Origin of the sequence: Roseateles sp. PN1, from assembly GCF_038419725.1 — a bacterium.
GTDB lineage: Bacteria > Pseudomonadota > Gammaproteobacteria > Burkholderiales > Burkholderiaceae_C > Paucibacter_A.
The window spans coordinates 122,950-136,000 of record NZ_JBCARA010000008.1 but is presented as its reverse complement, the minus strand read 5'-3'; the positions used below and the strand labels follow the sequence as shown (position 1 = coordinate 136,000).

The 13,051-nt window shown below is 62.3% G+C and carries 8 protein-coding genes; all 8 read right to left on the bottom strand.

Translation table 11 applies throughout. The annotated features are described in order from the left end of the window. Positions 1 to 66: 66 nt before the first annotated feature. The gene (locus tag AABB87_RS13965; protein ID WP_341971806.1) at positions 67 to 1,044 is read right to left on the bottom strand and encodes an adenylate/guanylate cyclase domain-containing protein; all 978 of its coding nucleotides are present in this window, start codon (positions 1,042 to 1,044) and stop codon (positions 67 to 69) included. A 175-nt stretch (positions 1,045 to 1,219) separates the two neighbouring features. Continuing rightward, positions 1,220 to 3,451 (bottom strand): RNA polymerase sigma factor RpoD, encoded by a 2,232-nt coding sequence (rpoD, locus tag AABB87_RS13960; protein WP_341971805.1) that lies wholly within the window; start codon positions 3,449 to 3,451, stop codon positions 1,220 to 1,222. A 394-nt stretch (positions 3,452 to 3,845) separates the two neighbouring features. Continuing rightward, on the bottom strand, positions 3,846 to 5,876 hold the full coding sequence (gene dnaG, locus AABB87_RS13955) for a DNA primase (protein WP_341971804.1): 2,031 nt from the start codon (positions 5,874 to 5,876) through the stop codon (positions 3,846 to 3,848). A 10-nt stretch (positions 5,877 to 5,886) separates the two neighbouring features. Next, on the bottom strand, positions 5,887 to 9,096 hold the full coding sequence (locus AABB87_RS13950; protein WP_341971803.1) for a bifunctional diguanylate cyclase/phosphodiesterase: 3,210 nt from the start codon (positions 9,094 to 9,096) through the stop codon (positions 5,887 to 5,889). A gap of 440 nt (positions 9,097 to 9,536) precedes the next feature. Further along, positions 9,537 to 9,833, bottom strand: a complete 297-nt coding sequence (locus AABB87_RS13945; RefSeq protein ID WP_058720319.1) for an H-NS histone family protein — start codon at positions 9,831 to 9,833, stop codon at positions 9,537 to 9,539. A 176-nt stretch (positions 9,834 to 10,009) separates the two neighbouring features. After that, a complete protein-coding gene (locus AABB87_RS13940; protein WP_341971801.1) occupies positions 10,010 to 11,059 on the bottom strand; it encodes an extracellular solute-binding protein in 1,050 nt (349 codons plus the stop codon). Positions 11,060 to 11,323: 264 nt separating this feature from the next. After that, the gene (locus AABB87_RS13935) at positions 11,324 to 11,596 is read right to left on the bottom strand and encodes an oxidative damage protection protein (protein ID WP_058720318.1); all 273 of its coding nucleotides are present in this window, start codon (positions 11,594 to 11,596) and stop codon (positions 11,324 to 11,326) included. 87 nt (positions 11,597 to 11,683) lie between these two features. Continuing rightward, positions 11,684 to 13,024 carry an amino-acid N-acetyltransferase gene (gene argA / locus AABB87_RS13930; protein WP_058720317.1) on the bottom strand — a complete coding sequence of 447 codons (1,341 nt, stop codon included), beginning with the start codon at positions 13,022 to 13,024 and terminating at the stop codon, positions 11,684 to 11,686. Positions 13,025 to 13,051 lie beyond the last annotated feature (27 nt).

The following is a 13,051-nucleotide window of genomic DNA, read 5'->3' as shown; positions in this document are numbered from 1 at the left end:
CGATGCTTGCTGCTGGGCGCGAACGCCCCGGCCGAGCCGCGCATGATGCGAAAGCGCATAGGGGGTTCAAAGTCGGCTGCGTGCGGACGTGCCGAGGTGTTGGGGTTGGGTCTCTGCAAAATGCAGCACCTCAAAGCGCACCACCGGCGAGGTGGCGTCGATGGGCGGGCTACCGAGGCCGATGACGCCGCTGCCATGTAGGGTGCAACTGCCGCGCTTGAGACTGACGGTTTCGCCGGCGCTGCCAAAGCGGACAAAAGTGCCGTTGTAGCTGAGGTCGGTGATGGAGAAGCTGCCACCATGCCAGTCGATGCGGGCGTGTGAGCGGGATACGCGGCCGTCGGTGATGCAGTAGGTGGCTTGCACACTGCGGCCCAGCACGATGGGCATGCTGTCGATATCAAACACACGGTCCAGGTCCAGCCACTGTAGGCGTATGCCATCGGGTTCAACTGACTGCATCACCTCGCCGAACTGGGTGGCGGCCATGTCGCCGGTGGCGCCGTGGCTGGGTTGGTCCAGCACATGCACATGCACGGGTTCGCTGCGGCCACGCACCGCGATCAGGTCCAGGCTGCGAAAGCGCGACCTGAGCACGCTGCCCAGGCCTTGCAGCACCTCGGCGGTGATCAGGGTTTCGTTGTCGCCGGCATGATTGAGCAAGCGGGCGGACACGTTGACGGCATCGCCAAAGCAATCGCCATTCATCTCCACCACTTCGCCGCGCGCCAGGGCCACTTGCATGCGCAGCGAGCGCAGGCCGGCCGAGGCGCCATGTTGCTTGCCGCGTGCCACCACGCGCTCCAACAACTCGTGCATGCGGATAGCGGAAAGCACGCCGTCTCGCGGAACCTCAAAAACGGCCATCAGGCCATCGCCCAGGGTCTTGATCAGCTTGCCGTGACATTCGGTGACGGCTTGCCCCACCAAATTGACGGTGTGCGTCACCACCGAGGTGGCTTCGGCATTGCCCAAGGTTTCGAAAAGCGCTGTGCTGCCGCGTAGATCGGCAAACAAGACAGTGCGCTCCCGGATTTGGGTCATGGTGAAGGCTGAGGGCTAAACAGCAAATTTTTTCGCAGTTTAGCTGCGCGCTTGCTGAGCAATGACTTGAAAAGCCCAATAAAAAAGGGCTGGATTGCTCCAGCCCTTTTTGCAGTCTATCAACGATCTTTCTGTATCAAGCAAGCGCTAGGCGCTCAGCTACCTATTCATCCAATCAGAGATTGTCCAGATACGTACGCAGCTTGTCCGAACGGCTCGGGTGCTTGAGCTTGCGGATGGCCTTGGCTTCGATCTGGCGGATGCGCTCGCGGGTGACGTCGAATTGCTTGCCGACTTCTTCCAGCGTGTGGTCCGTGCTCATTTCGATGCCGAAGCGCATGCGCAGCACCTTGGCTTCGCGCGGGGTCAGGCTGTCGAGGATGTCCTTCACCACATCGCGCAGGCCGGCTTGCATCGCTGCTTCGATTGGCGCGGTGTTGTTGGTGTCCTCGATGAAGTCGCCCAGGTGGCTGTCGTCGTCGTCACCGATCGGCGTTTCCATGGAGATCGGCTCTTTGGCGATCTTCATGATCTTGCGGATCTTGTCTTCAGGAATCTCCATCTTCTCGGCCAGAGTCGGGGCATCCGGCTCAAAGCCGAATTCCTGCAAATGCTGGCGCGAGATGCGGTTCATCTTGTTGATCGTTTCGATCATGTGCACCGGGATACGGATGGTGCGGGCCTGATCGGCGATCGAACGGGTGATGGCCTGACGGATCCACCAAGTGGCGTAGGTCGAGAACTTGTAGCCGCGACGGTATTCGAACTTGTCCACCGCCTTCATCAAACCGATATTGCCTTCCTGGATCAAGTCCAGGAACTGCAGGCCACGGTTGGTGTACTTCTTGGCGATGGAGATCACGAGACGCAAGTTGGCCTCGATCATTTCCTTCTTGGCGTCGCGCGAGGCCTTTTCGCCCTCGTTCATCTTCTTGTTGATGTCCTTGAGGTCATCAATCGGCACGACGGCCTTGCTCTGGATGTCGATCAGCTTTTGCTGCAACTCTTGCACCGGCGGCAGATTGCGCGCCAGCACATTGGAGTAAGGCTTGCCGGCGGCGACTTCCTTCTCGGCCCATTCGCGGTTCAGCGCATTGGGCGGGAAGCTCTTGATGAAGTACTCCTGCGGCATGCCGCACTTGTCCACCACGATCTTGCGCAGCTCGCGCTCGTAGCGGCGCACATCGTCCACTTGCGAGCGCAGCAGATCGCAGAGCTTTTCAATCGTCTTGACGGTGAAGCGGATGGTCATCAGCTCGGCGCTGATGGCGTGCTGGGCCTTGTTGTAGGTGGCCGACTTGTAGCCGTCCTTCTCGAAAGCCTTGCGCATCTTGTCGAAGTTGACGGCCAGCGAGTCCAGCTTGACCAGGGCGGCGTTCTTCAGCTCTTCCAGCTTCTTGGTCAGGGCCTTGGAGCCGCCATTGCCGTCGTCGTCGTCTTCTTCGTCGAATTCGTCGAAGTCTTCTTCGGCCACATAGTCGTCGGCCTCATCGGCGGCGACGAAACCGTCCACCACTTCCGAGATGGTCTTCTCGCCGGCGCGGATCTTGTCGGCTAGGTCGATGATGTGAGCGATGGTGGTGGGCGAGGCCGAGATGGCCAGCATCATGGCTTGCAAGCCGCCTTCGATGCGCTTGGCGATTTCGATTTCGCCTTCGCGGGTCAGCAGCTCAACCGTGCCCATTTCGCGCATATACATGCGGACCGGGTCGGTGGTGCGGCCGAATTCCGAGTCCACGGTGGACAGGGCGGCTTCGGCGGCTTCTTCGGCTTCTTCTTCGGTCGAGGTGGCGGTGGCGCTGCCCTGGATCAGCAGGGTGGCGGCGTCAGGCGCCTGCTCGTAGACCGCGATGCCCATGTCGTTCAACATGGAAATGATGGCCTCGAGGATTTCCTCGTTGACCAGCTTTTCGGGCAAGTGGTCGTTGATTTCCTGGTGCGTCAGGAAGCCACGCGTCTTACCCATCTTGATCAGGGTCTTCAGCTCGTGGCGGCGCTTGGCGGCCTCTTCTTCCGTCAGCGCGGTTTCTTCCAGGCCGAACTCACGCATCAGCGCGCGCTCTTTGGCGCGGCTGACCTTCATGCGCAGGGGCTTGGCCTTGGGCTTGTCTTCGGTGGCTTCGGCCACTTCAGCTTCGGCTTCCGGCTCGCCTTCGAGGTCGGCCTCGAGGTCGGAGAAGTCTTCTTCTTCCACCTCAGCCTTGGCCTTGCCGGCGGGCTTTTTGGATTCGGTGGCTGCCTTGGGCTTGCGGCCGCGCTTGGGCTTGTCTTCAGCGGCGGCCGCTGCTGCTGGCGCTGCTACTGCTGCGGCAGTCTTGGCCGCAGCCTTGACGACGCGCACGACTTTGGGCGCGGGTTTCTTGATCTCGTCAACTTCGGCCGTAGGCGTGGTCTTCTTGGCAGTCATGCAAATCCTCGGGTGGATGGGGGCGGGCGGGCCAGAAACAAAGGATCGAGCTTTGAAAAATCTTTTCAGAGCCGAAAAAATTTTGTAAAAAAATCGATCAGGCAATGCAGTAGCCACCTGGGGCCGTTTACTACGCTTTTCAAGGCGGAGCTCGGCCCAGGTGGCTTTCTAACGCTTTGTTTGCTCGCGCAAGCGGGCAGGGACAAAACGTGGCGCGAGCAAGTTAGCGTGACCCTTTATCAGTGCAGCGCTTGGCGGATACAGGTGGCCTTGATGCCTCAAGGGGCGCCCAGTGTCGCTGGGTGGCCGGGTCCGGCAAATCGCTGCGGGCACTCTTGCCGCGCGCGGAAAACGGCGAATTATCGTCCAAATGCGGGCAATGGTCAAAACAGGCTCAAGCTGCGGGCGTGCTGACTGCCTCCAGGGCACGAATGCGCTCCAGCAATTGCTTGAAGCGCTCGAACTCCGCGCCTTGCGGATTGCTGGCGGCCAGGCGACTGGATTCGGCCTTGAGTTGAGACAGCCACAAGGCCTTGATGACGCTTTGAAAGTCCTCGAACTTGGACTCGTCCTCGCTGTACAGCTCGCCGGTGAAGCGTTTGGCCTCGGGCAGCAAGCCTTCATCGGCCAGGGCGGCTTCGAGCACCGACCAAGGGCTGGCGCCGTGGTTGACCATATGGCGCTCTAACCAAGCCACCAACTCACCGTGCACGCCGGGTAGTTCGTGCAGCAGTTGATGATCGTCCGGGCTCAGGCGCGCCCACCAGTCGCTGTTGAGCAGCAACATGCGTACGGCGTGGTCGGCCTTGGCGGCGGGCTGGCGGCGCGGCGTGCCTATGGTTTCGTCCTCGGGCTCGCCACGGCGCTTCCAGTTGCCGCTGGGTTTCCAGTCTTTTTTCCACTCTTTCTTTTTCCAGGGCTTGGCGGCACCGCCACCGGCCGGTTCCTCTGCGTGGGCGGAGGGCTCGGGGAGGTCGTAGTGCTCGTCACCGCCGTGGCTGTCGAAAACGTCGAGGTCAGGGTACTGGTCGTGACCGAATTCGTCGTGATGTTGCTGCGACTGTGGCGGCTTGGCGGCGCGCTGGTTGCTCCGCTGTCCGCCGCCACCTGTTGTGCCGCTGACTTGCCACAAGCCCATCAACTCCTGATCAGGCAATTGCGTGCGGCGCGCCAAATCGCCCAGCAATTGGCGCTTGAGCAGGCCATTGGGCAGGGCCTGCCAGAGCGGTTTGGCATTGGCCAGCATGCGGGCGCGGCCTTCGGCGCTGCCGAGGTCGCAGCCTTCGGCGCTGGATTCCATTAATTGGCGCGACAAGGGGATGGCCTCGGTCACGCATTGCTCAAAGGCCTCGGCGCCGTACTCCCGCACATAGCTGTCCGGATCATGTTCGGCCGGCAGGAACAGGAATTTGATGCTGCGCACATCGGTGGCGTGGGGCAGAGCGGCTTCCAGGGCGCGCCCGGCAGCGCGGCGTCCGGCGGCGTCGCCGTCGAAGCTGAACACCACCGATTCGGTGAATCGGAAGAGCTTGTGCACATGCTCGGCCGTGCAGGCGGTGCCTAGGGTGGCCACGGCATTGTTGAAGCCGCTTTGCGCCAGGGCTACCACGTCCATATAGCCTTCCACCACCAAGGCGTAGCCGCGTTGGCGCAGGCCGGCGCGGGCTTCGAACAGGCCGTACAACTCGCGACCCTTGCTGAACACCGGAGTTTCGGGCGAGTTGAGGTATTTGGGTTCGCCCTTGTCTAGCACCCGGCCGCCGAAGCCGATGGTTTCGCCGGTGACGTTGCGGATCGGGAACATGATGCGGTCGCGGAAGCGGTCGTAGCGCTTTTGCTCGGCCTCGGGGCCGTCCGCGTTCTGCACGATCACCATGCCGGATTCGGCCAGCAGCGGGTCGTCATAGCTGGGGAAGGCGCTGGCCAGGGTGCGCCAGCCTTCGGGGGAGTAGCCCAGGGCAAACTGCGCAGCGATCTGGCCGGTGAGGCCGCGCTTTTTCAAGTAGTCGATCGCCCGCGGCGACTTTTTCAGCTGCAAACGGTAATGCGCGCTGGCTTTTTCCAGCACATCGGTGAGGGTGGCCTGGCGCTGCTTTTGCTGGGCGGCGCGTTCGCGCTCTTCGGCCGAGCGCTCGTCTTCCGGCACCACCATGCCGACTTGCTGAGCCAGGTCTTGCACGGCTTCGACGAAGCCCAGGCCGCTGTGCTCCATCAAAAAGCCCACCGCATTGCCGTGCACACCGCAGCCGAAGCAGTGGTAGGTCTGGCGGGTCGGGCTGACGATGAAGCTGGGCGACTTTTCGCCGTGGAAGGGGCAAAGGCCCTTGTGGTTGATGCCGGCTTTTTTCAGCTCGACATGGCGCCCCACAATGTCGACGATGTCGGTGCGGGAGAGTAAATCTTGGATAAAGCCGGGAGGGATCACGGCCGGAAGTCTAAGCCAAGCCGGGCACGTGGCCGATGGCCTGCGCCGCCCAGCGTGACTTGCTGAAGCCGCGAACCCAGTCCGGCACCTCTTCGGCCGGCATGGCGTGGGCGATGCCATTGCCCTGGCCCAGCACGCACCCCATGCTGAGCAAGGCACTGGCGTGGGCCACCGATTCCACGCCTTCGGCCACGACGCTGCAGCCGAAAGTCTGGGCCAGGCTGATCACGCCTTCGACCAGGGCGCGGTCCTGGGCATCGACCAGCAGGTTGTGGACGAAGGAGCGGTCGATCTTGAGCTCGTCCACTGGCAGCCGTTTCAGGTAGGTGAGGGTGGAGTAGCCGGTACCAAAGTCATCCAGCGCGAAGCGAACGCCATAGGTGCGGCATTGCTGGATCAGGGTGTAGGTGGCGTCTACATCAGCCAGGGCGGCGGATTCCAGCACTTCCAGACATAGGTGCTGGGCGACAGGCTCGGGGTGGCGCTTGATCAGCTCCAGCAGGCGGACCGAGAAGTCGGGCGATTGCAACTGCAGCGCCGTGACGTTGACGCTGACGCTCAGTGACAGGCCCTCGGCCAGCCATTGGGCGCTTTGCTTGAGGGCTTGGGCGATGACCCAGTCGCCCACTTGCGCGGCCAAGCCGGTGGCTTCGATCAGAGGCAGGAAATGCAGGGGTGGCAAGAGGCCGCGCTCCGGATGCAGCCAACGCAGCAAGGCTTCCATGCCTTGGACCTGGCCGGTCTGCATATCCACCTTGGGGTGGTAGTACAGGCGCAGCTCGCCGGCGTCCAGGGCTTGTTGCACCCGGGTCAAGGCGATCAAGCTGGCTTCGTCGCGCAGATGCTTGGCGGTGTCAAACATCTGGTAGCCATTGCGCCCGCTGTGCTTGACGCGGAAGAGGGCGTGGCCGGCATGGCGTAACAGCGTCTCGGCGTCGGAATTGTCCTGCGGGAACAGCGTGGCGCCGATGCTGGCGGTGAGCGCGAGCTGAAGCGCTTCGGTGTTGCCTCCGGCCGGATCGGGCTGGCGCTCCAGCCGGTAGGGTTGGCTCAGCACCTTGAGCAGGCGCTCCAGGGCCAGCTGTCCCTCATCGGCGCCGCTGCTGCGCAGCAAGAGGGCGAATTCATCGCCGCTCAGGCGTGCGACCGTGTCTGACCATTGGGGCGCGCTGCGCAGCGCGGCGCGCAGGCGCTGCGCCACTTGCTTGAGCAAGGCGTCGGCGGTCTGGCTGCCGTATCGGCTATTGATGTGTTTGAACTGGTCCAGGTCCACCCGGCAGATGCTCAGGCGAAAGCCTTCCGCCTCCGCCTGCTGCAAGCCACTTTGCAGGCGCTGCATGAACTCATCGTGATTGGGCAGCTGGGTCAGGGTGTCGAAGCGGCTTTGCTGCTCCAGCGCGGCTTGTTGCTGCACCGTGCGCGTCATATCGCTGACGGTGACGACCCGGTAGCGCAGCGGGCCGTCGGGCTCGGGGATGGTCGACACGGTCAGTTGCAGCTGGCAGGGCGAACCATCGGCCCGCTCGGTTTGCACCTGCGCTTGCCAAAAGCCTTGGGTGTGCAGGGCCTGTTGCAAGGCTTCAGGGCTGAGGCCCGAGCGGCGCAGGGTCAGCGGCGTCAAGGGGGTGGCGCTTTGGCCCACCAGCACATCGCGGGTGCTGCCCAGCATCTCGCAGTAGCTGGGGTTGACGTCCAGCACCCGGTTATTCATATCGGTGACCAGCAAGCCTTCGTGCAGATGCTGGAACAGGCTGATGCTCATGCGTTGGCGTTCTTCGGCGGTGTGGCGCCAGTCCACATCGTTCAGGGTGCACTGCAAGTGCAGCGCCTGACCTCGCCGCGCGCCTTGCCCGCGACGCGCCAAGACCTGGGCGCTCAGATCAAACCAGCGCCAGGTCTTGCCGTGGGCCAGCAGGCGCAGGGTGATCTGGCTGCTGTCGGCGCCGGCGGGCGCTTGCATCTCGCTCAAGGTTTGGCGGACGCGCTCTTTGTCGAGCGGGTGCACGGCTTCGAGCCACATGGTGTGGGATTGTGCTGGGCCTATATGGGGCCCGAGCAGGTCCCGCCACAGCTCGGAGGCGCTGAGCAGGCGGGCGCCTTGGCGACCCAAGTGCCATTCGGCCTGCGCCAGATTGGCGTGCTTGAGCGTCTGCAGCCAGCGCTGCTGGCGCTGCTGCTGCCAGGTCTTCAGGCTGTCGGTCAGCATAGGCAGTGCGGCCATGCTGGCCATCAAGCCCCACAAAGACCACAGCGCCGCATCGCCGGCTTTGAGTGCGAATGGGCCCAGGCCAAGACTCGTGGCCAGCACGGCGATGGCGTTGATGAGGAGGGCGGTCAGGCTGGCGAGGCGGTTGACTGGCCCCAGCGTGCTCAGGCCCAGCAAGAGCGCCGAAGCGAATAGCCAGGGGGCTACGGCTGCGCTGGCGCTGCTAAAGGGGGCATTTCCGGCGACGTGACCCGCGAGATCAAGCGAGTACTCGCCCAGAAACACCCAGGCGGCCAAGCCGATTGCCGCCAGGCTGCAGATCGATTGGCTCGCTCGCGCCACCGCGCTGGCTTGGCCGTGCGTGGCCGGGGAATCCTGCGCATTGCTCCGAGCGGGTCTGGCAAAAGCCGCCAATGACAGCAAGGCCGGTGCCAAGCACATCACGCTGGTGGCTTGTGCGCCCCAGTCCCTCGCCATTGCTGACCAATCGAATGGTGACCCATCAAGCGGCAGCGCCGTCCATAGGTTGGCAGCTGCACCGCTCAGCAATGGCCCCATCACAAGCCCGAACAGGGCGAACAGCAGCAGGTCGCTGCGGCTCCCCATGGGGGCGTGGAAGTCAAAATGTTGCCACGCGGCGCTGGCTGCGGCAGGGCCGATCAATTGCAGCAATTCCGCGCCGGCTTGGCTCAGAAGCCCGGCGCTGCCCAGCGCCAAGCTAGGCTGAGCCAGCTGGAACCAGGCAAGAAACAGCGCCTGTGAAAGTGCTACACCGACCAAGAGCCCCGGCCATGCTCGTCGGCCCCAGGCGTGGCAACTCAGCAGGGTGATCACCATGGGTGGCCAGAGCAGCAGCGTGGCGCTGGGGCTGCCGGCATTCAGCGTCAAGTAGTGCCTGGCCAATGCTGCACTCAAGGCGTAGACGAGTGCCAGCAAGGCGCCGCCCAGCAGCGCGCGCAGACTGGGATGCGCCTGGGCGGAAACTTGGCTGGACTTGCGGGCTAAATCGTTCACGTCATGACGACTGGGCTAAACGGCGGCGGAGGAAACTTGGGATGCCCATGTCGTGTTATTGGGAAGTTATGTGCCTTTGCGCCCTGATATATCGCCGGTCTGCAATCCCTGGCGCGAACGGGAATTGCCAAGGCCGCCGCTCTAGCCGGGCGCAAATGTTGAGTATTTGGGTGATGCCGCGCCGAAAGGGCGCACTGCTGGCCCCTATCTCAAGTCGGGGTCACGCAATATGACTTAACTGCAGCACATAAGCAGCCGGAGAATCCTAGCAGTGACCGCAGGGCCTGCCGCGGCCTATTCCCCCCAGTTTGAATGGGCGGTTAACCCTGAGTCGGCCGAATAAATCTGAGTCAAGCGGACCGAGCGGGCAAAAAAAAGCCACCCGTTAACAGGTGGCTGATTCAATTCAAAGGCATTTTCACGCCCTTGAATCTGGCCTATTAGACGTGGAAATCAGCCAAGCTGGCGCCAGCCGAAATGGCTGCCTTCAGCCACTTGGGTTGCAGGCCACGGCCGCTCCAGGTTTCGCCAGTCGCTTGGTTGCGATACTTGACGGCCACCTTGGATGTTTTTGCTTGCTTGGCCGGGCGGCTACTCAGATCCGCTGCCGTCAAGCCATAGTCGCTCATCAAGGACTTGACTTTCGCAATCGCATCCGCGCGCTCACGTTCCTTGGTTTCCGAAATTTGCTCGTCAAGAGCGGCTCGTTGAGCCAAAAGGTCTTTCAGTGATGCCATATGCAAACCCTCGCGAAATATGGATAAATCCAAACTGGTGCCAGCCATTATAGGCACAAGCCGCGCGGAACATCTATACGGGTATTTTGCGGATAGGTTTGCAAGGGCGGCGGGATGTTGTCAGCCTGATACATCTGCCGCCCGCTTGTTCGCACTGATACTCGCGCCGATTCCGCTTATTTGTAGCCGACGCGATCCAGCATTTGCTGCACCTTGGGCAGATTGGCGCCAATCTTGCCAACCGGAATGGTTTCGCTCTTGAAGCTGCCCATCGCCTCCAGCGCTGGGTTGGCAGGGCGCACGCCAGGCACGGCCGGCCATTCATTATTGCCGTTGGCGAAATAGCCTTGCGCTTCGTTGCTGCTCAGATACTCCAAGAACTTGACCGCGTTGTCGCGGTGCTTGGCATGCTTAGCGACCGCGCCGCCGGCAATATTCAGGTGCGTGCCCCAGGATTGTTGATTCGGGAACACAAGGCCCACCTTTTCCATCGCTGCGCGATCGTCCGGCTTATCCGAGCGCATCATCCGGGCCAAATAATAGGTATTGGTGATGGCAATGCCGCATTCACCGCTGGCCACGGCCTTGATCTGGTCGGTATCGCCACCCTTGGGAGCGCGCGCCATATTGGCGACCATACCCTTGAGCCAGCTTTCCGTGGCTTCGGCGCCCAAATGCTCGTAGACGGCGCCGAACAGTGACAGGTTATAGGGGTGCGAACCCGAGCGGGTGCACAGCAGGCCTTTGTTTTTCGGGTCGCCCAAATCCTGGTAGTTCGAAACGTCGGCTTTCTTGACGTTCAACTTGTTGTAGACAATCACGCGGGCACGGGTCGACAGGCCAAACCATTCGATGCCCTTATCGTCGGCTTGGGCGCGCAGATTGGCGGGAATGCGCTGTTCCAGCACGCTGGATTTGATGGGCTGAAACAGGCCGTCTTGGTCGGCTTGCCAAAGGCGCGCCGCATCGACCAACAAAATCACATCGGCGGGGCTGGCCGCACCTTCGCTTTTCAGGCGTGCCAACAGACCTGCATCATCGGTATCCACACGATTGATTTTGATGCCGGTAGCTTTGGTGAAATTGGCATACAGCGCCTCATCGGTTTGATAGTGCCGCGCCGAATATAGATTGAGGACTTGTTGGTCCTGCGCCGAGGCTTGCAGCGCAATACCGCTGAGCAAGGCGAGAGAGAGCAGGGGCTTGACGAGCTTGGGCAGACGCATGAGAACTCCGAACCAAAAAACAGGATGGATCGGAGTCTAACTCAAACAAGAATGATTCTTGTTTGAGTTTCGTGGGTGTTGGCTGCTTGCCCATGGTGCTGGGCGAGCGGCCTGACCGGGTCTTTCAGTTCGCTGGCTGCGCCTGCCGAGGGTGCGCTGATGGCTCAATTGGCGCCATTGGCCCGGCAGGGCAGCTCAACGCTGGCGCATGGCGCCCCAGATGCTGAGCATGAGGGGCGGCGCAGGGGAGGGGCTGAGTCGTGCTCAGGCCGCCGGCGGCACGTAGCCAGCCACGGCTTCGGCGCCGGTGCCGAAGAAGAACTGCTCCATCTGGCGGGCCAGGTATTGGCGGGCGCGCAAATCGGCCAGGTTCAGACGGTTCTCGTTCACCAGCATGGTCTGGTGCTTGAGCCACAGGGCCCAGGCTTCCTTGCTGACTTCTTGATAGATGCGCTTGCCCAGATCACCGGGGTAGGGCGCGAAGTCCAGGCCCTCGCCTTCCTTCTTCAGATGAACACATTGCACGGTGCGAGCCATGGCTTTACCTCTTCTCAGCTTGAAAAAATCATGGCGCGCCTGGGGCGCGCCGGGGAAAAAATTTGTTGGCGTGGACGGCCGGCGGACTTAGCTCAACTTCTTGACCAAGACCTGCGAGCGCCTGTCCCAGTTGTATTTTCGCTTGCGTTCCTCGGGCAGCCACTCGGGGTCGACCTGGACAAAGCCGCGCTTGATGAACCAGTGCATGGTGCGGGTGGTCAGCACAAAGATGCTGGGGATGCCCATGGCCTTGGCGCGCTGTTCGACCCGCTTCAAGATGCGGTCGCCATCGCCCTGGCCTTGCACCGCCGGCGATACCGTCAGCGCCGCCATTTCCGCGGTTTTCGCTTCCACATAGGGGTAGAGCGCGGCGCAGCCGAAGATCACGCCGTCATGCTCGATCACGGTGTAGAGCTCGACATCGCGTTCGATCTCGGTGCGGTCACGTTTGACCAAGGTGCCGTCGCGCTCGAAGGGCTCGATCAGGTTAATGATGCCGGCCACATCGTCCGAGCTGGCTTCGCGCAGGCTTTCCAATTTCTCATCCACCACCATAGTGCCGATGCCGTCGTGGGTGTAGACCTCTTGCAGCAGCGCCCCGTCCACCGCCAGCGGCAGGATGTGGGAGCGCTCCACGCCGCCTTGGCAGGCGCGCACGCAGTGTTGCAGATAAAAGCCCACATCCAGCGGCGAGGTTGGTTTGGGCGCGGCGGCCAGCATGCGCTGGGCGTCTTTCAGGGCCAGTTCGGTGTCGATGGCGCTGGCCGGGTCGCTCGGGTCTTCGGGAACACCGTCCACCTCGCACACAAACAGCAGCTTGTCGGCTTGCAGGGCGATGGCGGTGCTGGTGGCCACGTCTTCCATGCTCAGATTGAAGGCCTCGCCGGTGGGCGAAAAGCCAAAGGGCGAGAGCAAGACGATGGCGCCGATGTCGATGGCTTTTTGAATCGCGGTGGCGTCCACCTTGCGCACCACGCCGCTGTGCTGGAAGTCCACGCCGTCCACGATGCCCACGGGCCGCGCCGTCAGGAAGTTGCCCGACACCACCCGCACGGCCGCATTGGCCATGGGCGTATTGGGCAAGCCTTGCGAGAAGGCGGCTTCGATCTCGAAGCGCAGCTGACCGGCGGCTTCCTGGGCGCAGTCCAGCGTCACGGCATCGGTGATGCGCATGCCCTGGGCGTAGCGTTCGGGCTGGCCCTTGGCGGCGAGCTGCTCGTTCACCTGGGGCCTGAAGCCGTGCACCAGCACGATCTTGATGCCCATGGCATGCAAAATCGCCAGATCCTGCACAAAGGCGTTCAATTTGCCTGCGGCGACCAGCTCACCGGTCATCCCGACCACAAAGGTTTCCCCTCGGTAGGCGTGGATATAGGGCGCGACGGAGCGAAACCAGGGGACGAAGGTGTGGGGGAAAACCAGGCTCATGCCCGGATTGTGCCGCAGCGACAAGCG

Coding starts and splice junctions, on each gene's coding strand:
- AABB87_RS13965 (WP_341971806.1), bottom strand. CDS start 1,044: ATGACCCAAATCCGGGAGCGCACTGTCTTGTTTGCCGATCTACGCGGC.
- rpoD (WP_341971805.1), bottom strand. CDS start 3,451: ATGACTGCCAAGAAGACCACGCCTACGGCCGAAGTTGACGAGATCAAG.
- AABB87_RS13945 (WP_058720319.1), bottom strand. CDS start 9,833: ATGGCATCACTGAAAGACCTTTTGGCTCAACGAGCCGCTCTTGACGAG.
- AABB87_RS13940 (WP_341971801.1), bottom strand. CDS start 11,059: ATGCGTCTGCCCAAGCTCGTCAAGCCCCTGCTCTCTCTCGCCTTGCTC.
- AABB87_RS13935 (WP_058720318.1), bottom strand. CDS start 11,596: ATGGCTCGCACCGTGCAATGTGTTCATCTGAAGAAGGAAGGCGAGGGC.
- argA (WP_058720317.1), bottom strand. CDS start 13,024: ATGAGCCTGGTTTTCCCCCACACCTTCGTCCCCTGGTTTCGCTCCGTC.